The sequence below is a fragment of the Macrococcus epidermidis genome (assembly GCF_024205965.1).
Taxonomy (GTDB): domain Bacteria; phylum Bacillota; class Bacilli; order Staphylococcales; family Staphylococcaceae; genus Macrococcoides; species Macrococcoides epidermidis.
Window position 1 is genome coordinate 2224583 of the sequence record NZ_CP073819.1, and the last position, 25685, is coordinate 2250267.

Here is a 25685-nt window from a genome sequence, read left to right on the forward strand (position 1 = left end):
TCTTTTAGCGCTATAAATCTAAATTCTCCACATATAAATTGCGAACTTCTATTTTCTGATCTTCGTTCGGCAGAAAATACCATAATCCATCTGCCATAATCGTACCTTCACCCGTTAACTGATATTTCTTAACGTTGTCCAGCGCACCACGATAGGATAACCCTAAACCTTTCAAATCATCAAAAGACATGTCCGTAACAACATTACCGTCAATATTTTTCAGGATAGCATCCAGTTTCGTTACCGATTGAAGATTCACGATTTTATTCGCTAAACCTTGAATGACAATTTGCTGACGTTCCTGACGACCAAAGTCTCCGCCAGCACCGTCACCTTTACGTGCACGTATAAACGCTAATGCTTTATCGCCATCCAGATGTACTGTCTGACCGTTCACAAAGTCATAGCCATTCGCACTAAATGTCGCATTGCTTTTGACGTCAATACCGCCGACTTCTCCAATCAGCTTGTGCATGCCGTCCATATTCACTGTCGCATAATAGTCAATCGGCACATTCATCAACTTTTCAACAGACTGTACTGCCATCTTCGCACCGCCATAAGCATAAGCATGGGCAATTTTCTCCTGCGTATCTTTTCCGACTATTTCACTGTAAGTATCTCGAGGAATACTGACCATCACTGACTTGTTCTCCTTCGGATTAATACTCAGTAATATAATCGAGTCACTACGTCCTTTATCACCTGTTGATAATCGTTCTTCGTTCGCATCAACCCCAAATAACGCAACACTGATCGCATCTTTATCCCGGATGCTTACAGCCTTATCACGTAAATCCGATTTGTCGCGACCTTCAATTTTATGCTGAATATTATCGGCAGTCTTTAGTACTTTAAAATAAGCATTGCTTACATACAAGCCAATACCTATCAGCACGATCAAACATAGCAGAACAATCCATTTCAAACAGCCGCCACGCTTCTTGTCACTTCTTTTCATTATTTACACCTCTCATGAAACTAATATTACACTCAAAATCAAAGGAACGCTATCATACATAAGTAGTAGTGTCAATTTTCCCGAAATGCAGTTTATCACCGTTCAAACCTATACCCCGATACCCTTCATCTAATAAACCATTGATTCTTTCAGTTTCTTGACGTTCAACTTCAACAACATCCCTAAATTTAAATTGCTGCGTCAAATCCTTCATAAAGATAAATCTCAATTTACCTCCATATAGCTGATCCATGGCGATAATATGCATCCCGAGATGAAACTTATCTTTCAGACTCGGTGTATTATCAGGATGCACTGTCGCCATAACGATGTTAAATTGAGCAGCAACTTCAGTAAATAACCATTCCCCAAGTTGGCGTTGCAAAGATAATCCTCTGAAGTCCGGATCTACAATTGTAATATCAGAGTAAATTAAACCTGCTGCCTGCGCATCCTTGATACCAGCATATGGACCTAAATAATCTTCATCAGGAATATGCATTGTCCTAAAGGCACCAACTACTCCATCTATTTCTGCCACAGCCATTAAACCCTTTCTAATATCTTCTGTCAGCTCCTCAATAAGAACAGGGTCTAGTTCCTCAGGATTTGTAAGGACATCCAGTGCACGCTGCTGAATACGCTCAATCACCTGCACATCATTTATCTGAGCCTTTCTAATACATTTCTCGGACATTTCACTTTCCCCTTCTTTCCAATGTCTACTATCGACTTATATATTTTTATTATAGGTTATCTGGCAGAGAAATTCACAACTTGTTCAAAATTAATCTACCATACAATCCATGCGAATAAATCAATAAATGTAAAGATATGATTAATTTTGTAATTATATGATTAATTTTATTAATTTTCTAACAAAATTTATACATAATATTAATATATATCTTCTTATAATTAAAAAAGATGCTCAATCTATTACTATTGCATTCAAAAATGATAATTTATTGTATATACATTTCATTATATTATTATTTAAAAATAATAATAAGTAAAAATTTAACTACAATATTATCGTTTAATTTAGACTTTTCAGATTAATAAAATAGTTTAATTTATAATTTAAGTAGTACAAAACAAGAATATAATATTAAATTTTTATATATCATTTATAATATTAGATGTTTTTCATTTATTTTTATGATATACTATCAAAGTTGATGTCATGAAATATCTTACGTGTAAATAATGAATTTTAGAGAAACTAAGTTTTATTAACATTTCAGTTAACGCACGGTTTAATGTATGTTTTAACCAACCGCAAAATTATCAAAAAGAAATGGGCGAATTTTATGATCGAATTAGAACAATCTTTATTCAAAACAGTCAGTTTAATAGAAGCAAACCTCAATGAATCTTTAAGTGCAGCCTATGGTATTTCTTATACAGAATTTTTAATTCTATATAAACTCTATCTCGATGAAGAGAGTACAATTGCTGAGATACAAAAAGATATTTCATATAAGATGGACTCTGCAAGTACAAAGACAAAGAAATTACGTGCTATGGGACTTATCGCAAAAGAACGTCGTAAAGACGATGAACGAAAAGTGGCAACGAAATTAACAGATGAAGGTCATGCCTTAGTCGAGGAAATAAAGAACAAATATAACAAACATTTAACTACGTCATCAACAAAGCTTAGTGAAAGAGATTTACAAACTTTAAAGTCATTAATAGATAGTTACAGAGACGACTTCCATGCAAATTTCAATATAAATGGTTAAGAAAAATACGTTTGAGATTAAATCTCAAACGTATTTTTTAATTTAAGCGAGTTCTGCCGGTTGTAAATTCTGCTGCTCGAAATGTGCTCGTTCTTCTTTCGTCATCTTTACAATCTTAAAGCCAGTGTAGCCATAGATGATTGAAATAATAGGAACCATAAAGTTTAAGATTGCATAGGGTGCGTATTCAGCAACGCCTACACCGAGTGTTCCTGCAATAAATACACCACATGTATTCCAAGGTACGAACACACTCGTTAAAGTACCACTGTCTTCCAGACATCGTGACAAGTTCTTTGGATGTAAGTTCTTATCGATAAAAGCTTTTAAATACATACGGCTCGGTACAACAATACTGATATACTGCTCAGAACACGTTGCATTCGTAGCAAAACAGCTTACAATCGTCGCAGCAATCAAGCTGCCTGTAGACCTTGCCACCAATAAAATTTTAGAGATAATCGCATTTAACATACCACTGAACTCCAGAATACCACCAAACGTCATCGCTACGATCGTCATAGAAATGGTAAAGAACATCGATTCTAATCCACCTTTGTTAAATAACTCTGTGATTAGTTCATTTTTAGAATCAATTTTATAACCAGACTGTAGTGTATCCATTACTGCATTCATACTATCACCTTGAACAAGCTGCTGTGCACCCGCTCCTAATATAATACCGACCACTAATGCCGGTACAGCCGGTACCTTCAAAGTAACTAATATAATAACGATTAACGGGATCAATAATAACCACGGTGAAATGACAAATTGCTCTTCCATACCATTGAGCAGCGTCTCAATCTTCTTCGTATCCATATGACCACCTGCAAACTGGCGACCGATAAAGAAGTAAGCAATTAATGCAATAATGATACCAGGAATGGTCGTAAAGAACATATGTTTAATATGTACAAATAAATCTGTTCCTGTAAGCCCTGACGCTAAGTTTGTCGTATCACTTAAAGGGCTCATCTTATCTCCGAAATAACTACCTGAAATTACAGCGCCTGCAATCATACCTGCAGGAATATCCATACTTAAACCAATCCCCATACCAGCAACACCAACTGTCGCCATTGTTGACCAGCTTGAACCAATCGCAAGTGCAACGATACCACAGATAATACAAATCGTTACTAAGAACATACCCGGTGAGATTAACTTCAGACCATAATAGATCATCGTTGCAACTACACCGCCACCAATCCAGGCACCGATAACTAAACCAACCAATATAATGATGACGATTGCGGGTAAAGCGAGTTTAATCCCCTTATACATCATCTCTTCAATCTCTTCCCATGTAAATCCATGCTGATGTGCAACAATTGCTGCAATCGCTGTACCGATCATCAACGGAATATGTGGTGCCTGCTCCAGGAATACGACGGTAAATATCATGCTCGCAATCATAAAGACAAGTGGTACTAAAGCCCACCAAACATTGATTTCTTTTTTCTGTTTAAGATTATTTTCCATACCCCTATGTATCCTCCCCGAATGAAATCGTTTACATTCACATATTTATTTTAAGGCATTAAACCGTAAAAATCTACACTAATTTTCAAAATACTTAAAAAATTTAAACAAAGAAATAATAATAGATAAAACAATCGTTAAAAGATAATTAAAAGTATAGAAAAATAAAAGTTTAATAAAAAAATCATATAAGAAGATAAAAAAATAAGCACTTCTTGCGAAGTGCCCACCTCTTTAATTAATACATATGATCGAGTACATATTGTCCTGTATATCCGTATAACGCTTCTGCTCCACTATACTCTGCTTTCGCATATGGCGTGTCATACTCTCCGTATAAATCATAACCATATGTTCTTAAACCATAAACGCGCATCTTACTATCAAATAACGGTGAACCTGATGCACCGGCACGGAACTTATCTTTCATAACAAACTCCGTTTGATTCGCTGTACGCATAATAAATAATGCACGGTTAAAATAACGCTTCTCATAAATCTTACCGTCAAACGGATAGCCCACACTAAATAACACCTGACCTTGTTTTAAACGTGCAATCTGGTTATCTGTCGCAAGTTTCATCGGCTTCACATAATCAGTCAGCTTCACTTTCGTATGCACTAATGCAACATCTGCATAAGGAACTTTAACCACTTTAGTCACTGCAAACTTATGAGGAATATCCGCTTCATTACGGTTCATCTCAAATGTTAAATACTTTGGCGCCGTTGCTTTACCATGTTCATCATCAATGACATGGGCATTCGTTAAAATCGTATGATCATCAATGACAAAACCACTACCCATTGTTTCATATTCTGGACCTGCCCAGCCATTCTTATTCGCAATACGCCCAATGGCAGCATACTTCGTATAACGATTCGGAATAGCTTTCATAAATGTCTTGCTGTTCGGATAACTCTTAACAATCGGATAAGCGATTTGCTTTGTAGCCGGTTTCATCCCATCATAATAATAATCTGACTCCATCGCTTGTGCACTATGTATACCAGATAATAAAACACTACCAATTAACACTACTCCTAATAAATAGTTGAACTTTCTCATGTTATCCTCCTAAGTTTCATATGCATTTATTTTCTCATAACTTTATTACAGAAAGAAGACACTGATGTAAATAATTATCCGTGCATTCACTAATTAATTCAATATCCATATGTAATATATATTAAAAACATGTAACAGATATAATAAATATACCTAAATGATGTTTAATGAGAGATAAATAGACGTATATAGAGGAATAATACGTGGAAACGTATCAATTTACACTTAAGAGGTGACGAAACATGAATAAAAAATTATTAGCTACAGCAGTATCAGCAACATTACTTGGTTCAACACTTAACATTCAGGCAGACGCACAGACTCAATCATATAAGCAACTAGAAGTTAAACAAAAAGTACAAAACAAACAGGACATTAAAAATGTACTGAAGAACTTACCTGGCGCTAAAGCCATCAAACAAACGTATAGTAAATATGAAGTAACAGATGTTCATCAGGATGAACTTGGATTCACACACTACACATTACAACCAAAAGCAAATGGACGCTTTGCAACAGATAAAGAAATCAAAGTCCATGTGAATCCACAAGGGGAAGTCGTTCTTGTGAATGGTGCATTAGATGCAAAAGAAGTAAATCCAACAAACACTGTCTCAATCTCTAAAGATCAGGCCATTCAAAATGCCTTCAACACAATTAACATCAACCAGCAGGCAGCAAGTAACTTAGGTAACCCAACAGTGAAACGTGCTGACTTAGAAATTGACGGAGATAAAAATAAAAACGTCTATACAGTTGAAATTATTACTGTAACACCGAAAGCTACACACTACATTATTAAAGTCGATGCACAAACCGGTGCAATCGTTGAAAAATTAAACTTAGCACAACATACTGCAACAACAGGAACAGGTGTCGGTGTACTAGGTGATACGAAAACAATTAACTTAAATAGCCAAAAACGTACGTACTACCTGCAAGACTTAACAAACACAGGATATAAAGCAGCCTATAACTATGATGAAAGTACAAGACAAGCAAATATCATTACAGATAGAGACCGTAAGTTTGACGCTAGCATACAACAACCAGGAGTTGACGCCAACTACTACGCAGACTTAACTTATAAATACTATAAAAATAAATTTGGCCGTGAATCATATGACAACGCAGGCAGTCCGTTAGTATCAATCGTTCATGCTAATAACATTGGATTCAACAACTGTAATAATGCAGCATGGATGGGAGATAAAATTGTGTACGGGGATGGAGATGGCGTGGTATTCCGTCCGTTAGCAGGGGCTAAAGATGTTGTAGCGCATGAAATTACGCATGGTGTGACACAAGAAACTGCGAATTTAGAATATCAAGGACAATCAGGTGCATTAAATGAAAGTATGTCAGACGTGTTTGCATATTTCATTGATAACGATGATGCAACTATCGGGGAAGATGTGTATACACCAAACAAAGCTGGAGATGCTTTAAGAAGTATGTCTAACCCTAACCTATATAATCAGCCGGCAACAATGGCACAATACGTGAATACGACATCAGATAACGGTGGTGTACACACGAACTCAGGTATTCCGAACAAAATCGCTTATGACACGGTGAATCAGTTAGGACAAGATAAAGCAGAAAAAATCTATTACCGTGCATTAACACAATACTTGACAGTAAATTCAACATTCGCTGATGCGAAACAAGCATTATCTCAAGCAGCGATGGATCTATACGGCCAACAAGCAGCAGATATAGTCTATGCAACATGGACGAATGCTGGCGTATAATATCAATACACAACTATAAAATAACTCAATAGATATAAAAATAATACCGCCACTGAACAATCAGTGGCGGTATTTATTACCCGGGAAAAAATTAGACGCTCAATTGAACATCATGATACTCTAATTGAACAATCTCCAGGTTACCCGTTTCTTCATTCTTCTGTAAAATCAATTTAACGTGAAGACCATACTTGTTAACGATTAAACCATCACTCGTCTTACTACTACTTGTCGCCTTACCTAAAACTTTCTTCATTGATGATGTAAGTGCAGGTTGTTTCCAAATATACTTAAATGCCATACGATCTACCTAAGCACTAGCAGTCACCATATTACGATTGTAATGACGACAGGCAAAGACAACCTCACCATAACGACCATAGTCCTTTTCTACCATTACACCATAAATATCGCGATACACATTAGAATATGTATCCTTACCGAAAATCGAATGCACTTCCTAGAACTTATCTCTAAACTCAACGCCCTTATAACTAAACTTTCTATCCTTCATAAGTTTTAATGTCTTACTATCAAGCTTTGGCATCGATAAATCCTTGTTCTGATAATTAGGTGATGCCTTAACAGTCGTTGCAGCTTCAGTAGTTGCAACCGGCATAAGTAAAGTAGATAACACTAGTGACGCTGTAATTAATTTCTTCATCCTATTCTCCTAAGCTGTGTGATAAAAACTAATCTTACTTCTTATCTTGATTCGTAAAGAAATAACCACCAAACAGAACAATCGCCATCATTATAATAATCAGTAAAATCGACATGCTCATAGTTATCCTCCTCAGACTTATTTTACACTATTGTACAAAATTTAGCAGATGAAGTCACAGATAATGTAGATTGGAGAATTTATGCGTATTCCATTATTGACTTTTGAAAATTTAATTTTTCTAATTTGATTTCTAATCTCACCAGTATCGACTCTAAAAATATTAATATTTTTATAATTTATACCCTTGTCATTCTCTATCTTAGGACATACAATATTTATTTTATGTCCATTTAAACGCCAACTTTTTAAAAATATCATTATAGCTTTGTTTTTCTTTAATATTTTCAAATCTACTTAAAGATAAAAATAAAATATTCATAAATACCTCATTCCTTGATTAAATGAGAATAATTTTAATTCATATTAAAAAATAGATTACTAAATCTATTAGTAATCTCAGATTGAAGACAAACTAAATTTCATTACATGAGTTTGTTTTTTATGACTATATTCTCATTTCTTCGAAATTTAAATTTTTGACTATAATGCCAAGCCAATTGAGTATCTTTGATAACCCAATTGGCTAACTTTTTTAAATTCATGCATGCACAAATAAGCGTGGTTTCCTTGGACACTTTTTCAATCCTCTAAACTTTGTCCATCTCATACCATGCTGTTCTTTAGCATCACCAAATCTTCTTTCAATAGTTTGAGACTTTAATTTATATCCCATTCTTCCTTCTTCTGTATGTCTTATTTATTCATGAAAACGACGCTCTAACAGTACCGAGACCACCTAAATCGCACTTCTCAGTCGCATCAATAACGCTAATTTGTTGCCACACTTATAAACTCCATTAGGAGTTTATTTTTTATGATTTCCTTCCAAATTTCATGTTATAAAAATACTTGTACATTCGTACAAAATTATTTTTGGAGGGATTTTATGCCTAATTATTTAGAAATTATTAGACTTCATGAGTTGTCATTTAGTCAGAGAAAAATTTGTGAAACTGTAGGTTCAGGTAGGACTTTAGTTAAACGAACAATTGATACTGCTAAACAAAATCAATTATCTTACTAGACATTAAAATGTTGGGATGCTGCTCGAATATCAGAAGTCTTTGATGTTCGTAAAAATCAACCGAAAAGAATAATTAGAGATGTAGTATTCACGATGCCTTACTACAAAGAACTTTCAAAATCTTTATCACAGCCAGGAGTTACTATGAAGTTATTATGGGAGGAGTATGTACATGCATGCCGTTTAAACAATAAACCTTATTATCTATTAACTCAGTTTAGAAAATACTTTAATGAGTATCTATCGAAACAATCATTCTCAGAAATAATTCATCATAAGGCTGGAGAAAAAGTTGAAGTTGATTGAACTGGTTCTAAAATCCGATGGATTGATCCAACAACAGGTGAAGTCATTTATGGTTATTTATTCGTAGCTGTTTAACCATTCAGTGGCCCTGCCTTTGCCTATGGGTGAACTGATATGAAACAAGAAAATTGGGCAAACCATACTATATTACAGATAATATCTTAAATCGCGATTTTAAAACTGATAAACCTTTAACTAAGTTAGTAACAGACATAACTCATTTACCATTTGGTAATACAATGCTTTATTTGTCATCGATTATGGACTTATATAATGGAGAAATCATCGCTTACACAATAAACGATAAACAAGACACGAAGTTTGTTTTAGATACACTAAATCAAATAGAACTCCCGAAGGGATGCTTATTACATAGCGATCAAGGAAGTGTTTATACCTCTAAAGATTATTATGAAGAATGCAAAGAAAAAGACATTATCAGATCAATGTCGCGAAAAGCGACACCTGCTGATAATGCCTGTATTGAATGTTTCCATTCCTCGCTAAAGTCTGAAACATTCTATTTAAACAGTGAGCGAAATAGCTCTAATTACATTGTAAAAGAAATTGTAGAGAAATACATCAAGAATTATAATGAAAATAGAATTCAACAAAAATTAGGTTACTTATCTCCGATAGAATATCGAAAACAAGCAGCCTAATTGAGATGCTTTTTTGTTATGTCTCAAATTAAAGGTTCAGCACCCGTACCGTAAATCGCTTTTTTATGGTTCTATAAAGGCGTCGTATGCACTTCAACATCTTCTAAGTAATTTTGCCAAATATGTCTTTGAATTTTCTTTTTATATTGTTTATTTTCTGTACATTTATTTAGAAATGGACATTCTTTACATACATTTGGGTTAGAATGATATAATTTAAATCCTTCATGATCAGTACGAGTGTATTTAAGAGGGTAATTTTCTGGATAAATGTATTCATTGTAATATTCATCATAAACAAAATCATTTTTTCTGAAACGGTCCTTTGGACCTCTTGCTATAGTATACGGCATGTAAGGAATGATTGACTCTTTTCTTCTATCTTATGAGTTGAGGTGAACTCCTTTTTTCCTTCAGATTTACGAAACTCGTTTATTTCTTTATCTAACTCATCTTTATAATGAGCGACTGATTTTTTTACTAAAACTTTTCTAAATCTATGTTCAATTAGCATTTGCTTTTATATGAGTAGAATCAATGAATAAAGCTGAGGTATCAATCAATTTATGTTGCATTGCCAATTGTAGAATGTGTTCAAATATTTCTTCGACAAGTGTATTATCACTGAATCTTCTAATATAGTTCTTACCGAAGGTAGTGAAATGAGGAATCTTATTCTGCAAACTGTATCTAAGATAACAACGATAAGCAACATTTGTTTCGATTTCTTTTATTGTCTGTCTCATTGATTTTATTTCGAATAATTTTTGTATTAATATTATTTTTAATAAAATCACAGTTTCTATACTTGGACGACCATTATCAAAACAATATTTATCTTCAACAAGAAGATAAATAAAATTCAAATCCAATACTTTATCTACTTTTCTTATTAAATGGTCTTGTGGCACTAAATCTGAGGTCGCAACAACCTCTAATTGATTTCTTTTATCTTCTGATTTACTCAACAAAATAATCACCCCAAATCATTGTCAATACCATTGTATAAAAAAAGACTGAAGACTTCATCTCCGAAGGAGACTTTGTCTTCAGTCTGAAATTACTAAATCTATTATTAATCTATTTAATCATATTTAGCAGACCATCTACATTATCTTCAATTTTAAAAAATTCTCTATAGCATTTCTTTGAGTTTCCACTTAATATTGCGTATGTATTGGGTTCAACTATTCTATTAGCATTTTTTATAAAACCATTGATATCATTACTTTTATTCCACAAGCCACATTTCCATTCAATAATATCATAACTAAGATCGGTATTCTCATCAGTTGAAGCTAAAATTGGAAGTCCTGCATTAAGTAAAGAAGTTAATCTAGATGGATAATTAGGTATCGTAAATCTATTATCTAAGAATATTAATCCCACATCCGCACAAGATACAAGTACATCATATTCTTCTTTTGGCATAATATTTAAGACTTTAACGCATTTGTGACTCAAAGTTTTAGAATGTAATAAAATATCTTTATAATGTGTACCATTTCCAACTATTAATAGCTGACTATTATTAACTTTATCAAAATTGCTCATGACTTCTTTAATAAAATTAATTCCTTGGGGAACTCCTATATTACCACCATAAATAAACAACTTTTTATTCATATCTAAGCTATATTTAGAAAATATTTCATTTTTTAAGGCGAGGTTTTTATTAAATTTTTTTTCATAAAGTGCATTGCGAAATATGTGTGTTTTTGCTGTAATATTATTATTTTTTTCAATGTAGTTAATATTTTCTTGAGACATACAACCTATATAATCAGAAATTTTGTAAAGTGATTTTTCTTTTGATCTGAAATATTTATAAATCAGCCCACTTTTTTTGAATAAGTTCAAATCTACTGCATTTTGTGGGAAAATATCTTTTAATAGTAAATATGTCTTACAATTATATTTATTTTTTAATCTTTTAATTAAATTATAAAAGGTAATTGGGGGAGTAGTATAAACTATTAAATCAAAATCATGATTCTTTAAATAGTTTTTAATTGCCGAAGCAAAATATTTTTCAATTAGTAAAGTGTTAATGCCTTTTATCAAAGTATTTGTTTTTGTTATATTCCCTATTTTAACACTTAAAACCTCTATATTATTACTTGTATACAGATTAGTTTTTCCTATCTTTTTTCTTTCTGCTGCTGTAACCACTGTTACGTTATGACCTCTAGATTTCAACTCATTAACTAAGTCGTGGTATATACCACTTTCGTTTAAATTTTTTAAATCTAATAAGGTTAGAAAAAGAATATTCATAATGTTTCTCCCCTATTTCATTTTATTTAAAGTATTTATTTTCTCATTGAATTCTGATAACTTTATAACTTTAAATACGGCTAACAATATTAAATATAAAATAGTAGCTAGTAGTATATTTATAATTACCCCTAATAATTTATACTTAAATAAGACTTCTTGTAGTGTAAATAATTCGATTAATATTAAAATTATTATAGGAAAAAATTTAACCAACATTTTATTTATATCTGTAAATAAAATTTCTGAATGTTTTTTCTTTAAAAATATACAGAGAAATAATGTAGTTACTATTGCTGCAATTGATGAGGCTAATGCAAGCCCTTTAAGCCCAAGTAAATTTGATAATACTACATTTAATATTATGTTGGTGAGAACCCCGATAACCGCACTAATAAATGGAGCTTTTGTATTATTAAAAGAATAGAAAAGTCTAGATATTATTTCTCTATACGCTATTGGTAAAACTCCTAAAATATACATTTGCATCACAGTACTTGTCAATACTTCATCAGAAGTAGTGAATGATCCTCTTGCGTATAAGATATCTACAATACTATTTGAAAAAAACATTAAATATATAGTAATGGGTACTAAAATAATGGTTAAGTTTCTAAGTACCTTATAATTAATCTCATTTAAACTTTTATAGTTTTCGTTGTTAGCATGTTTGGCAAAAATAGGATAACACATATTTGCTATAGTCAAAGCTACTACTCCATGCAATAAAGTATTTATTCTATTTGAGTAATTAATTATTGAAATTCCACCCTCTTGCGTAAAGGATGCCATATTCATATCCACAACATTATTAAGCTGATTAACTGATACACTTAATAAAACTGGTATTGACATAAGAAATAAACTTCTTATTTCCGCATTTTTAAAATCGAAGTTTAGTTTTAATGTGTTTGAAAGCTCTTTAATTTCCTTATAGAAAACTAAAGTTTGACTAGCAATTCCAATTAGTATTCCAAAAGGTAAAAGATATGTTCCATAATAATCACTCAGTATTATAGATATTAAAAATGTAATATTCATGGGTAAACTTATTAATGAAAGTTTAAGAAATCTTAACTTAATTTGTGCTATGCCCATTAGGATATAGACGAGTAAAAGAGGGTAAATTGACCAAATTGTAATATTTAAATAACTCATAGTTAGTACAAAGGTCTCAAGATTTAAACCAGGAAAAATTAACTTTAATATAATTTTTTTTAATAATAAAAAGGAAAAGACAATTATTGTTGAAAATATAATCATGATACTTAAAAGATTATTGGTAAAAAGATCAGCTTCACTTTTCCCTCTATTTTTTTCTATTCTTGTATAACGTGGAACGAATCCTGTAGCAATTGCTTCTCCAGCAAGTCCTACTATAATAAATGGTATGGTGTATGAAATCATATATGCATCAGAAATGTTACTTGCACCATAATGATATGAAAGTAATATATCTCTTAAAAAACCAGAAAACTTAGAAATGACAGCAATTATTATTGATAAAAATGCAATATTTTTTATTTTTGTCATTTTGATAATTCTTTTCTTAATAAGTCATGGTTTTTTTGATAACTATGATTTAATTTAGCATATATTTTACTTTGCTTATTTATATTCCTGAAATTTTCAGTATCATTCAAAAGGTTCTGATAAATACTTTTCATTTTGTCAAATGAGTTAGATTCATTCACATACGATAATCCTATTTCTTTCAAATATTCTATTGATCCAGATTGAATAGGTCCAATAGCAAATATAGGTTTACCTACCGCTAAATATTCAGGAATTTTTGTACTTAATGAAAGATGTGTGCGATTAATCATACTTTGTTCAAAACTTTCTACAAACAATAAAACATCATATTCATTCATCTTACTGATTATATTATTCGCATTAATTCTCCCTTTAAAACATAAACAATCAAACTTATTCATTAAATCTATTTGCATCATATCTAAATGAGAAGCTGAATATAAATCTATAATTGTATTTCTTTTACTTTCTTGATTATCTTCATCAACAATTTTTGCTAAATCAATAATACTGTCTAATCTTTTTAAATGTAAGCCTCCAAAATATGCAATTTTCAGATTTTCATTAGGTTCTTTGAAACTTAATAAGTCATATTCTTCAAAATTAATGCTATTCATAATTGGTATGCATTTTTTATTAAATTTTTTTTCATACACTTTTTTCATTTTGTTTCCAATTACAAATATCGACTTTGATTTATCAATAGTTTTATAAGCTTCCTTAAGAAATAAATAATTATTTATTTTCATAAAAAAATTGTTGTTTTCTGAAACGAAATAATCATCTGTATAATATAGATAAATAGGAATATTAAATTTATCCGCTATTAAATTAGTAGTTTTATATGTGAAATTTCGTCTACCACCTACAAAAAATATTACATCAGGTTCAAATATTTTTACAAACTCATAAATATGTTTTTCATATTTCTTTATTTTTAGGTCCCATAAATGATTGAATAGTAAGGAAGCAAGGGAATTGTCTCTCATTTTTAGATAAATTCTTTGTTTGAAACTTTGTTTGCTCGATAAATTAGATGTATTTGTTTCAATTTTATAACCTTGCTCAAAATTAAAATAATTTCCACAAATTGTATCAAGTGGTACTTCATTAGTAAAATATAGTTGCGCCAATTTCTCCTTAGGCCAACCTTTAAAAAAAGATGCGTATGTTTTTCCATTATTAGACGTTTCACTAAAAGGATTATTACTTATTACTAATACTCTAGGATACATGTTTTTCTTCCTCTCTAAAGCTTACAATATTAAATTTACTGTTAATAAGCCATAATATGAATAAAATCCAGAACGAAAAAAAAGTATCAATAAATGAAAATATTTGATTATTCATTGGAAAATACATAAACATGATAAATAACAGTGTTAAAAAACTTTTAGAAAATATTAAGTTATTCTTTTTTATATCATTTATCAAATTCGCATATATTTTTCCTACAATAAACATAATTATTATTACACCATAAAAAGAATAGTCTGATGCTAACCATGTATATATTGAATGCCAATTAATTTCAGGTTGCCAACCATATTTTTGTATCCTAAAAATTAAACTATCTTCTTTTAATTCTTCTTTCGAACCAAATATTCCATATACATTCATTAAAAACCAGGAACTTCCAAATCCCCATGTTGATATGAAATTTTCACGAAGTCCTAATGACAGTCCATAATAACCTTGTGTTAAATACGAAGTTATAACAATAAATAAATTTCCAATAGATTCTGGAAAGTACTTTATAAAGAAACTTTCATTATTTACATTTATTCCAGCGAACTTATTATAAGTTTCCAATTTACCGGATCTGTTAATTATCGCATTATTAAAATACGCCAATGATAATATTAAAGTTAATATTGTAATTAAAATATACCTCATTGGGATACGTTTAAAATTATATAAATATTTAATGAATATAGATGATAACACTATAAACACATTATCAAATATACCTTTATTGGTTCCTATACTTATCCATGAAAATGTTTCAATTAGCAATGTCAATAATGCAATTGATTTTATAGTAAAATTGAATTTATTCCAAAAATAAATAACATTTGGTATTATTACAATTTTTAAAAATGTATTGATTACTATCAAAAATAAATAAATCCAAGATGCTGTTTCCATCTCATTTTTTAATTTTTTTTGATACATCTCTCCTGGATTTATTATTCCCTCTCTTATAACATTCAATATAGAGTTAAAATTCATTTCTGCTCCAGTTCTTAAAAGAAATAGAGGAAGAATGGTAAATATATTTATAATCACTAGATATTTAATAAAATTTATAAAATTAATTTTAATCACATAATTTTTAGGAGAAATATTGTATACCCTCTTTTTACTGATAGAGGATATGTATCCTATGTATAAACTAAGATGACTCATTAACAAGAATAATGTAACTAATGGAAGATTACTAACCGGCCATGGCCAAGGTCCGAATACAAAGAGAATATATACTGTAATAAAATAAATTATTACTAAATAAATAGGTATATACTTATTACTCGTCATTTATTTTTTCCAAACTAGCTTATTTATGTAATCAGTATAAGAAATAATAATTTTCACTACTTTTTCAGATACATTATTGATATCATAGTCAGCAACGATTCTTGATTCATTGCCTTTTGCATCGATTTCAGCTAATCCTTGCAAGATACGGTCTGTAGATACACCCGTCATCATTACTGTTGCTTCTTCCATTGCTTCTGGTCTCTCATGTGCTTCACGGATATTCAATGATTTAAGCCCTAATATCGCTGTTTCTTCACTAATTGTTCCACTATCACTTAATACTGCTTTTGCTGATTTTTGTAATTTAATATAGTCGTTAAACCCTAATGGTTTTAGCGTTTGTACTAAATCATGGAACTTAATCCCTAATTCATCGATTCTTTTTTGTGTTCTTGGATGTGTACTGATAATGACTGGTAATTGATATTTTTCTGCGACTGCATTTAATGCTTCAACTAATGATTTGAAGTTAACATCTGAGTTAATATTTTCTTCTCTATGTGCTGATACAATGAAGTATTCATTTTCTTTTAATTCTAAGCGTGATAGTATATCTGATTTTTCAATGTCTTCTCGTCTTGAGTTAATAACTTCTTTCATTGGACTACCTGTTTTAATGACTCTGTCCGCTGGTAATCCTTCACGTAATAAGTATTCACGTGCAATCGTGCTATACGTAAGGTTAATATCAGACGTATGATCTACGATTTTACGGTTTGTTTCTTCTGGTACGCGTTGATCGAAACAACGGTTACCTGCTTCCATATGGAAGATTGGTATTTGTTTACGTTTTGCCGCAATGGCACATAGACAGCTATTTGTATCCCCTAATACTAAGAATGCATCTGGTTTTACTTCATCCAATACTGGGTCAATCGCAATTAAGATATTTCCGATTGTTTCAACTGCTGTTCCTTTAGCTGAATTTAAGAAGTAATCTGGTTTACGTAATTTGAAGTCATTAAAGAACACTTCATTTAATTCGTAATCATAGTTTTGTCCTGTATGAACCAACACATGTTCAATTGCTTCTGATTGTTCTAAGCGATTGATTACTGCTGACAGACGGATAATTTCAGGTCTTGTACCAACAACGGTCATTACTTTTAATTTTTTCATTATCTTTATACCTCCAAGAAGTAAGTATCTGGATTTTCAGGATCGAACATTTCATTTACCCACATCACAGTTACCATATCTGTGTCACCTAAGTTTTCGATGTTATGTGTATATCCGACTGGGATATCAACGACTTCAAGCTTGTCACCAGACACAAAGTATTCGTATACTTTTTCTTCATCCGGCTTTCTGAATCGAATCACACCATTACCTGCAACGACTAAGAACTTTTCGTTCTTTGTATGGTGCCAGTGGTTTCCTTTTGTGATACCTGGTTTTGAGATGTTTACTGATGTTTGCCCTCTGTCCGGTGTCTTAATGAATTCCGTGAATGACCCACGGTCGTCTTTGTGCATCGTTAGTGGATAGCTAAACTGCTCAGTTGGTAAGAAGCTTAAGTACGTACTGTATAATGCTTTCTCAAATTCATCATCCAGTTTAGGTAATGTACGATCGATACGATCTTGTTTAAATTGCTTAATTGTATCTGCAATGCGTCCTAATGTTACAACGTGAGCATTCGGTACTACTCCGTATTCGTTGACAATGGTAGGATTGCCTTCTAATGCACGTACAAATTCTTTTAATACATCATCGATATAGTTAAGTGTTAATTCCACATTAGGATCATTCACCTGGATTTCTTCATCACGTGCAATCTTGTGGCAAAATGTCGCAACGACTGTATTGTAATTTGGTTTAGACCATTTACCGAACAGGTTGTTTAAACGATAAATATAGACTGGATTGCCGTTTTGCTTTAATACATCAAACAGCTCTTCAGCTTGGGCTTTACTGTTACCGTATGGATTATCTTTTTCTGCCTGGATAGAAGAAGAGTACAGAATTGCAGGTTTCTTCTCATTCAGCAAAGTGTATTCAATCACTTTGTTAGTGAAATCTACATTTCCTGTTACAAACTCATCATCCGTTTGTGGTCTGTTAATACCAGCTAAGTGAAAGATGAAATCCGCTTCCTGAATCGATGCTTTTAATAATGCATCTGAAGTTTCACGTGTGATTTTTATGACATTGTAGTTTTCAATTTTCACAAGTTCTTGAAACAAATTTTTTCCTACAAATCCATTTGCTCCTGTTACAACAATATTCATTAGTTATCCCCCAAGCCAACATTTTGTTTCTTAAAATTTTTTAATTCTTCTTTAACATAATTTAGACTTAATAAGGTTTCTTTTATTTCATCTATACTTAATATATGCGTATTTCGTGAGTTATATTCCTCACTTTCAGTTATTTCAGTTTTCCCTTCTTCAATATAATCGGAGTAATTTAAATCTCTTGCATCGGACGGAACTCTAAAGTAATTTTCCATATCTTCACATCTCGAATACTCTTCTCTGGTAAGTAAAGTTTCGTAGTGTTTTTCTCCATGTCGTGTACCGATGACTTTAATTTCATTATCCGCTTCAAATAATTCAATTAATGCTTGTGCTAAATCTCCAACTGTAGATGCAGGAGATTTTTGAACCATGATATCTCCAGTATTTGCATATTTAAAAGCATGTATTACTAAATCAACCGCTTCTTCAAGGTTCATTAAATATCGAGTCATCGTTGGATCAGTAACAGTTAAAGGCTCTCCAATTTTTATCTGTTCAATAAACATCGGAATCACGGAACCTCTCGAAGCCATAACATTTCCATAACGTGTTCCACATATTAATGTATCTTCAGGATCAATCGTTCTTGATTTTGCCACAAAGACTTTTTCCATCATTGCTTTAGAAATACCCATCGCATTAATTGGATATGCAGCTTTATCTGTAGAAAGACAAATTATTTTTTTCACACCATTACGTATACCTGCATTTAATACATTTTCAGTTCCAAGAACATTAGTTTTTACAGCCTCTACTGGAAAGAATTCACATGATGGTACTTGCTTCAATGCTGCAGCATGAAACACATAATCAACATTATTCATAGCGACATTTACACTATTCTCATCACGCACATCACCAATATAAAACTTTAATTTTTTATTGTTATATTTCTTTCTCATATCATCTTGTTTCTTTTCATCACGAGAGAAAATTCTAATTTCTTTTATATCTGTATCAAGAAACTTTTCCATAACTGCATTTCCAAATGAACCAGTACCACCAGTAATTAATAAAATTTTGCCATCAAACAAATTTGCCACCCATTTCTTTTATTTTTTTGAACTCTCACCGTAATAATAGTAATATTCGCCGTCTTCTTTCTTATCTAATTCATTTAATACAACACCTAAGACTTTAGCTGAACTTTTCTCAAGCTGTGTCTTAGAGTCAATCACTTTATCTCTGTGCGTATTACGGCTGTTGACTACAAGTAATGAACCGTTTACTAAGTTACCAATAACTTGTGCATCTGTTACAGCAAGCACTGGCGGTGCATCAAAGATAATAAAATCATAGTGCTCATTTAAGCTTTTCACTAAGTTCACCATTGCTCCTGATCCTAATAACTCTGATGGATTCGGTGGGATTGGTCCTGATGTAAGTAAGTCTAAGTATGGCGTGTTATCTTTATGTACTGCATCATTGAATGCAATTTGTCCTGCAATGACGTTTGATAGACCTTTATTGTTAATCTCCTGGAACAATTTATGTTGCGTTGGACGACGTAAGTCCGCATCGATTAATAATGTTTTGTATCCTGCTTGTGAGAAGGCTAATGCTAAGTTAGATGATACTGTTGATTTACCTTCACCTTGTTCTGAAGATGTAATCATTAATCTCTTAATTTCAACATCTGCTGATGTGAATAGGATATTTGAACGTAATGTTCTGAATTGCTCAGACACGACTGATTTAGGATTATTTCTAATTTCTAGATACTCATTGGGTTGTAATTTTGATTTTTTAATTCTCTTTAACATCATCACACCTACTTCTCTATCGTATAAATCTTACCTAATGTAGGTAGACCGATATATTTTTCTACTTTTTCTTCTGTGTTCAAGCGTGTATCAAGCATTGAACGTAAGAATGCAATTGCAGTCCCTAAGATTAATCCAAGCAGCCCTGCAACAATGATATTCATTAATTTCTTCGGTTTAATTGGTGCTGTTTGCTCATCAACGTCTGCTTTCGAGAAGATCGATAAGTTATCGACACCCATCACACGTTTTACTTCTTTTTGTGCGATTTCTGCTAATGCATTTGCAATTTCTGCTGTTTGCTTTTTATCAGGTCCTGATACGTTAATCTTCATTAATTGTGATTCAGCTTCACTTGTTACTGAGATCATTGGTTGTAATGTCTTTTCTGAAGTATCAAGATTCAGTTCATCTACGACCTGCTTTCTAATCACTTTTGAGTTAATCATTTGTGAGTATGTATTAATCAATTGTAAGTTGGTTTGAACTTCACCTGGATTATTATAAACGTCAGCGTTCTTCCCTTTTTGGTTAACGATGACTTGTGATTCTGACTGATATGTCGGCTTAATCAGGAAGTATGATACAAGACCTGCAATTAATGCGAATGTAATAGCTAACCCCAATATCAACTTCAAATTCTTTTTCAGTATTTCTAAAATCTCTTTTAAATCAATTACCTCTTCCATAGTGCCTCCTTAAATAGTTAATGCTTAATATATTAAATATACTTTTTATTGTGTAGAATGTGAATACCTAATGAATAGATATAAATTGCATCATCATTAAATTTCTTGTATTTCTAGATAATTCCTTGTATATGAATGTATATTTATGCTAAAACTTAAATCTGAGTAGCTCCTATCCATCAATAAAAGGAGACATTTTTTGAAAAAATATCTCCTTTTATCAAGTTATTATTTGATTTTTAGCTTAATTATGCTTTTGTATTTAAATTGTACTTTACACAACCAACATGTAATTCTATTGCATAAAAATAAATGTTACAATTTAATAAAATTTATATTAAGATTTTGTCAAAATTGAAATAAAGCACAATATTTACTAAAAAGCACTTGTTTTGTATGGTTATTTTATTTGACCGATTACTTTAGTGATAAAGTTTCTATACATTGATTAGTTTGCCATTGAAATTTAATAAATGCTAATTATTATAAGAGAATAATAAATTTCCTTAATTATTACGTTTGGTTTAATTTGACTATGTTTTGTTAGTTCTACTAAATTTAATAGTTTTTTTAGAGACATTTATATAATTATCTTAGTTTTTGATCGTGATTTTTGTATATTGTGTATTTTTTTGTTGGTTGTTAGTATTGTTAGATTAATGTGCGTATGAATCATGTCATTTTATATGATTCATTCACTGCTCAGCTCAGTCTTTTGATGAATCGTTATGCTTAAACTTGTCTAAAATCATCACGTTGACTGTACCGATTCCAATAAATAGTGATGATACGGTCGCATTATTCGGTCCGACTGCAAGGACAACATGTGTTGCAGCGTATGTGTCGTGTGTCGTAATCAGTAATGTAACGATTAATAGTGCGATCATCATGGCTATTTTTTGAAGATAATTCATGTCATCCCTCCTCTTTTTACTTTGTTATTTTAATTATACACTCTTTTTCAGAAAATTCGTATTACAATTAGATAACAAATCATTTAGTTTGGTTTTGTATTTATTTTTCATGCAATGTTTTAAAAGTTTTATACGGTAACTATGTAATGTTTTTTAGATACATAAGATGTTGATATATTTAAATTTAAAATTAACGGAGGAATTATCCATGATGAATGAAAAAGACAAGCAACTTGAAGATTTTAGACGTAAGCATGATGAAAATTCAGCGTTAACAACCAATCAAGGTTTAAAGATGGCAAAAGATGAGTTCTCTCTTAAAGCTGGTGAACGTGGTCTAACGCTTTTAGAAGACTTCCACTACAGAGAGAAGATGACACACTTTGACCATGAGCGTATTCCTGAGCGAATTGTGCATGCTCGCGGCTACGGCGCGCATGGTGAATTTGAATTATATGAATCACAAGAAAAATATACTAAAGCGAAATTCTTAAATGATACTTCTAAGAAGACACCTGTATTCGTTCGTTTCTCTACGGTACAAGGTTCTCGTGGAGCTAATGATACAGTACGTGATGCACGTGGATTCGCAGTTAAGTTCTATACTGAAGAAGGTAACTATGACTTAGTTGGTAATAATATTCCTGTCTTCTTTATTCAGGATGCAATTAAGTTCCCTGATTTAGTACATGCAGTTAAGCCTGAGCCACATAACGAGATTCCTCAAGGTGGTACAGTGCATGATACATTCTGGGATTTCTTCGCTCAGAACCCTGAGTCTACACACATGACAATGTGGACAATGAGTGACCATGGATTACCTAAGAGTTACCGCATGATGGAAGGTTTCGGTGTACATACTTTCCGTCTGGTTAATAAAGAAGATAAGTCGGTATTTGTGAAGTTCCACTGGAAGCCATTGCTTGGTACTCACCAATTAATCTGGGACGAGGCACAAATTATTGCTGGTAAGAACCCAGATTTCAACCGTGAAGACTTATACGAATCAATTCAAAAAGGTGACTACCCTGAATGGGAATTAGGTATTCAGGTGATTGAAGAGAAAGATGAATTCAACTTCGACTTTGATATCTAGACCCTACGAAATTATGGCCGGAAGAAGAAGTACCTGTTCAAGTGATCGGTAAGATGAAGTTAAACCGTAACGTTGACAATGTGTTTGCTGAAACTGAGCAAGTTGCATTCCACCTAGGTCACTTAGTACCAGGTATCGACTTCAGTAACGATCCATTATTACAAGGACGTCTGTTCTCTTATACAGATACACAGTTATCACGTTTAGGTGGACCAAACTTCCACCAGTTACCGATTAACCGTCCAGTATGTCCATTCGCGAACAACCATCGTGATGGTATGCATCAAACATTCGTTCATACAGGTCAAACGGCTTACCATAACAATGCAATCAATGGTAACCATCCACACACAACACCTGTTGAAGAAGGTGGATTTGAGTCTTATCATGAGAAGATTGGTGCACATAAAGTACGTGCTCGTAGTGAAAGCTTTAAAGATCATTACTCTCAAGCTAAGATGTTTTACAATAGTTTATCTAAGCCAGAGAAAGAACATTTAATTGATGGATTTGCATTCGAGTTAGGCAAATGTAAACATGATTTCGTTAAAGAGAATGCTGTAAATAATATTAACCATGTTGATAAAGAGCTTGCTACAACAATTGCGAAACGAATCGGCGTAAGACCACCAAGCGAAGATGTTGAAGTAAAATCTGGTAAGAAATCTCCTGCTTTAAGTATGGAGAACACGGTTAAGAAATTAGAAACTTTATCTGTGGTTTTACTTATTACTGAAGATAGTAAAGAAGATGAGCTTACAGCGCTTATTGAAGATTTAACAGCTAATAAAGTAAACTATAAACTTGTTGCGAAAGAAGCTACAACAATCGGTAAACTTAAAGTTATGGAAACATTTGATACAGTTCACTCTACTTTCTTTGATGGTATTATCGTAGTAGATGCTCAAGTTCCGTTATTACCACCAACGAAGGATTGTATTGAAGCAACAAACCGTCACTTTAAGACAATTGGATACACAACGCGTGCGAAGAAAGCAATCGAAGAAACTACTGTTAAACCAGATGGTGTAGGTATTGTGGAATTGAAAGATGCAAAACCTTACTTAGATGCGTTAGGCAATATGAGACACTGGGATAGAATACTTTAATCATATATAGATAGTTAAACGAGGCCGGGTCATAAATAGGTCACTTAAATGATTAGAACACCACTTTTTAATTAAAATTAAAGTGGTGTTCTTTATTCTTTCATTTATTAAATAAGAATCTGCTCTTCGAGCAGTATATTTTCTTATATTGATTGCCATTAAAACAATACCTAGTTCGTTATAAACTTTTTGTTTACCTCCCACTGAGAATCTAGTGAAACCTAAATTAGCCTTCAGATTTCCAAAAGATGGCTCTACATCAATTTTTCTTTGACTGTAGTAGCTGGCATTTTCTTGTTCTGAAAGCTTTTCTTTAATATTAAATTTATGCTATTCCCAATTCATATTTTTAGAAATAATTTTGAATTCAGAGTTTCCTTTTATACACTGGTTTTTTAAAGGGCAGTCTAAACAATCATCACATTTATATACTTCAAAATCTCGTCTAAATCCATATTCATCAGTTCGATAAGTATGTTTTAAAAAGTTCAATTTTTTATTATTCGGACATATATAATAGTCTTCTAGAATGTTGAATTCCCAATTGATCGTATTAAATGTTTGCTTTTTAAATGAATTACTTTCTTCTTTTCTCATCATTCCATATGGAATTAAAGTAGTAATATCGAAGTTATTAGCTAAATTTTCATAATTATATTCACTACCATAACCCGCGTCAGCAACAATTATATTAGGTAAATCATTAAGTTTCTTTTTACAGTTTTCTAGAAATGGTATAAGTGTTCTTGTATCCGTAGGATTAGGAAATACATCAAAGGCCATTATATATTGATTACTTGTAGCAACTTGAACATTATACGCAGGCTTAAGTTGCCCATTTTTCATATGATCATCTTTCATTCTCATGAAGGTAGCATCTTTATCGGTTTTTGAATGGCTATTTCTATCTCCATGCTTTTCAAATTCTTCTTCGTATTTTATTTTTTTCTCGATACAATTTTTTAGTGTTTTACTGTATTTATTGATTCTAGTTCTTTCAGAACGAATTATTTTACGTTCAGAACCTGATTCTGTATTCGTAATTTGCGTATTCAATTCTTCTACTTTTTTTTCGGCTGCATTCTCCATCTTTTTTAAGTGTTCAAGAGTGATTTCATCTCCCTCATCCTCAAGGATTTCCGGAATGATATTTTCAGCAATGAGTTTATCATACATCTCTCTCGACTTAGCAATAATCTGGTTATTATACCTTTCGGTATTCTTTTTCCACACGAAGGTATACTTATTTGCATTTGCCTCTAATTTAGTACCATCTATATAAAGAACATTTTCATCTATAAGTCCCTGATCAACTAATTGATATCTAAATTGAATAAATAATTCTTCTAAAATACTTGCCAATTTAGGATTAACTCTAAATCGGTTAATTGTTCTATATGATGGTTTTTGACCTTGAGATAACCACATCAGTCGAAGACTGTCATGTAAAGCAGAAGAGATTCTACGTCCTGAAAAGATAGATTGTGTGTACGAAAACAATATTATTTTTAACATCATTTTGGGGTGATACGACGAGGCACCGAATTTTGAATCAAAGTCATTAAAGATATTATCAGGATTGATTCCACAATATCATTAACGAAAAAAACAATATCATTTTCTTCGAACAAGATATCTGTGAATAATGGTAAATTTAGTTGTTGCATGTTATACTTTTTATACATAAAGACACTCCTTTTATTCTGTTTGTGTGGTACTTACAT

20 protein-coding genes and 5 pseudogenes are annotated in these 25685 nt (G+C 31.9%); 5 read left to right on the forward strand and 20 right to left on the reverse strand.

Annotated features, from left to right (window positions below):
• Positions 1-10: 10 nt before the first annotated feature.
• Complete coding sequence (locus KFV12_RS11915) at positions 11-961, reverse strand: LCP family glycopolymer transferase (protein ID WP_254256834.1); 951 nt, start codon at positions 959-961, stop codon at positions 11-13.
• A 52-nt stretch (positions 962-1013) separates the two neighbouring features.
• A complete protein-coding gene (locus KFV12_RS11920) occupies positions 1014-1658 on the reverse strand; it encodes a GNAT family N-acetyltransferase (protein WP_254256835.1) in 645 nt (214 codons plus the stop codon).
• 616 nt (positions 1659-2274) lie between these two features.
• Here KFV12_RS11920 and KFV12_RS11925 point away from each other — a divergent pair.
• Positions 2275-2709, forward strand: a complete 435-nt coding sequence (locus KFV12_RS11925) for a MarR family winged helix-turn-helix transcriptional regulator (protein ID WP_254256836.1) — start codon at positions 2275-2277, stop codon at positions 2707-2709.
• Positions 2710-2751: 42 nt separating this feature from the next.
• Here the strand turns inward: KFV12_RS11925 and nhaC are convergent, their stop codons facing one another.
• Positions 2752-4194, reverse strand: a complete 1443-nt coding sequence (nhaC, locus tag KFV12_RS11930; RefSeq protein WP_254256837.1) for a Na+/H+ antiporter NhaC — start codon at positions 4192-4194, stop codon at positions 2752-2754.
• Between the two features lie 238 nt (positions 4195-4432).
• Positions 4433-5263 (reverse strand): trypsin-like serine peptidase, encoded by an 831-nt coding sequence (locus KFV12_RS11935; RefSeq protein ID WP_254256838.1) that lies wholly within the window; start codon positions 5261-5263, stop codon positions 4433-4435.
• 242 nt (positions 5264-5505) lie between these two features.
• Between KFV12_RS11935 and KFV12_RS11940 the strand changes: the two genes are divergently transcribed.
• The gene (locus KFV12_RS11940) at positions 5506-7017 is read left to right on the forward strand and encodes a M4 family metallopeptidase (protein ID WP_254256839.1); all 1512 of its coding nucleotides are present in this window, start codon (positions 5506-5508) and stop codon (positions 7015-7017) included.
• A gap of 91 nt (positions 7018-7108) precedes the next feature.
• On the opposite strand, the gene KFV12_RS11945 is transcribed toward KFV12_RS11940, so the two are convergent.
• The 3 genes and pseudogenes from KFV12_RS11945 to KFV12_RS13415 all read right to left on the reverse strand — a co-directional run.
• Positions 7109-7318, reverse strand: coding sequence for a hypothetical protein (locus tag KFV12_RS11945; RefSeq protein WP_254256840.1), 210 nt, complete (start codon positions 7316-7318; stop codon positions 7109-7111).
• Positions 7319-7477: 159 nt separating this feature from the next.
• A complete protein-coding gene (locus KFV12_RS11950) occupies positions 7478-7681 on the reverse strand; it encodes a hypothetical protein (protein WP_254256841.1) in 204 nt (67 codons plus the stop codon).
• Positions 7682-8226: 545 nt separating this feature from the next.
• Positions 8227-8456: pseudogene (locus KFV12_RS13415) on the reverse strand (transposase); the annotation flags it as partial.
• A 234-nt stretch (positions 8457-8690) separates the two neighbouring features.
• Between KFV12_RS13415 and KFV12_RS13330 the strand changes: the two are divergent.
• Positions 8691-9206, forward strand: a pseudogene (locus KFV12_RS13330) (hypothetical protein); the annotation flags it as partial.
• 50 nt (positions 9207-9256) lie between these two features.
• Positions 9257-9796: pseudogene (locus KFV12_RS11970) on the forward strand (IS3 family transposase); the annotation flags it as partial.
• 71 nt (positions 9797-9867) lie between these two features.
• On the opposite strand, the gene KFV12_RS11975 reads toward KFV12_RS11970, so the two are convergent.
• The 12 genes from KFV12_RS11975 to KFV12_RS12030 all read right to left on the reverse strand — a co-directional run bounded on the left by KFV12_RS11975 (position 9868) and on the right by KFV12_RS12030 (position 21756).
• Entirely contained in the window at positions 9868-10149 is a 282-nt protein-coding gene (locus tag KFV12_RS11975) for a hypothetical protein (RefSeq protein ID WP_254256844.1), read from the reverse strand.
• Positions 10150-10299: 150 nt separating this feature from the next.
• Positions 10300-10764: a transposase gene (locus tag KFV12_RS11980; RefSeq protein WP_254256845.1), complete on the reverse strand. Its 465-nt coding sequence runs from the start codon at positions 10762-10764 to the stop codon at positions 10300-10302.
• A 112-nt stretch (positions 10765-10876) separates the two neighbouring features.
• Positions 10877-12073 (reverse strand): glycosyltransferase family 4 protein, encoded by a 1197-nt coding sequence (locus tag KFV12_RS11985; protein WP_254256846.1) that lies wholly within the window; start codon positions 12071-12073, stop codon positions 10877-10879.
• Positions 12074-12085: 12 nt separating this feature from the next.
• Positions 12086-13606 (reverse strand): murein biosynthesis integral membrane protein MurJ, encoded by a 1521-nt coding sequence (gene murJ / locus KFV12_RS11990; protein ID WP_254256847.1) that lies wholly within the window; start codon positions 13604-13606, stop codon positions 12086-12088.
• Positions 13603-14844 carry a glycosyltransferase family protein gene (locus tag KFV12_RS11995; protein ID WP_254256848.1) on the reverse strand — a complete coding sequence of 414 codons (1242 nt, stop codon included), beginning with the start codon at positions 14842-14844 and terminating at the stop codon, positions 13603-13605. The genes murJ and KFV12_RS11995 overlap by 4 nt, the downstream gene beginning before the upstream one ends.
• Positions 14834-15841 carry a hypothetical protein gene (locus tag KFV12_RS12000; protein ID WP_254256849.1) on the reverse strand — a complete coding sequence of 336 codons (1008 nt, stop codon included), beginning with the start codon at positions 15839-15841 and terminating at the stop codon, positions 14834-14836. Before KFV12_RS12000 ends, KFV12_RS11995 begins: the two co-directional genes overlap by 11 nt.
• Positions 15842-16147: 306 nt before the next feature.
• On the reverse strand, positions 16148-17269 hold the full coding sequence (gene wecB, locus KFV12_RS12005) for a non-hydrolyzing UDP-N-acetylglucosamine 2-epimerase (RefSeq protein WP_254256850.1): 1122 nt from the start codon (positions 17267-17269) through the stop codon (positions 16148-16150).
• A 5-nt stretch (positions 17270-17274) separates the two neighbouring features.
• Positions 17275-18381, reverse strand: a complete 1107-nt coding sequence (locus KFV12_RS12010; RefSeq protein ID WP_254256851.1) for a polysaccharide biosynthesis C-terminal domain-containing protein — start codon at positions 18379-18381, stop codon at positions 17275-17277.
• Positions 18381-19424 (reverse strand): nucleoside-diphosphate sugar epimerase/dehydratase, encoded by a 1044-nt coding sequence (locus KFV12_RS12015; RefSeq protein ID WP_254256852.1) that lies wholly within the window; start codon positions 19422-19424, stop codon positions 18381-18383. Before KFV12_RS12015 ends, KFV12_RS12010 begins: the two co-directional genes overlap by 1 nt.
• An 18-nt stretch (positions 19425-19442) precedes the next feature.
• Positions 19443-20153, reverse strand: coding sequence for a CpsD/CapB family tyrosine-protein kinase (locus KFV12_RS12020; RefSeq protein WP_254256853.1), 711 nt, complete (start codon positions 20151-20153; stop codon positions 19443-19445).
• 8 nt (positions 20154-20161) lie between these two features.
• Positions 20162-20842 carry a YveK family protein gene (locus tag KFV12_RS12025; RefSeq protein ID WP_254256854.1) on the reverse strand — a complete coding sequence of 227 codons (681 nt, stop codon included), beginning with the start codon at positions 20840-20842 and terminating at the stop codon, positions 20162-20164.
• A gap of 707 nt (positions 20843-21549) precedes the next feature.
• On the reverse strand, positions 21550-21756 hold the full coding sequence (locus KFV12_RS12030) for a hypothetical protein (RefSeq protein WP_254256855.1): 207 nt from the start codon (positions 21754-21756) through the stop codon (positions 21550-21552).
• 211 nt (positions 21757-21967) lie between these two features.
• Here KFV12_RS12030 and KFV12_RS12035 point away from each other — a divergent pair.
• Positions 21968-23961 (forward strand): annotated as a pseudogene (locus KFV12_RS12035) (catalase).
• Here KFV12_RS12035 and KFV12_RS12040 read toward each other — a convergent pair.
• Positions 23962-25646 (reverse strand): annotated as a pseudogene (locus KFV12_RS12040) (IS1182 family transposase). It lies immediately after the preceding pseudogene.
• Between the last annotated feature and the right edge of the window lie 39 nt (positions 25647-25685).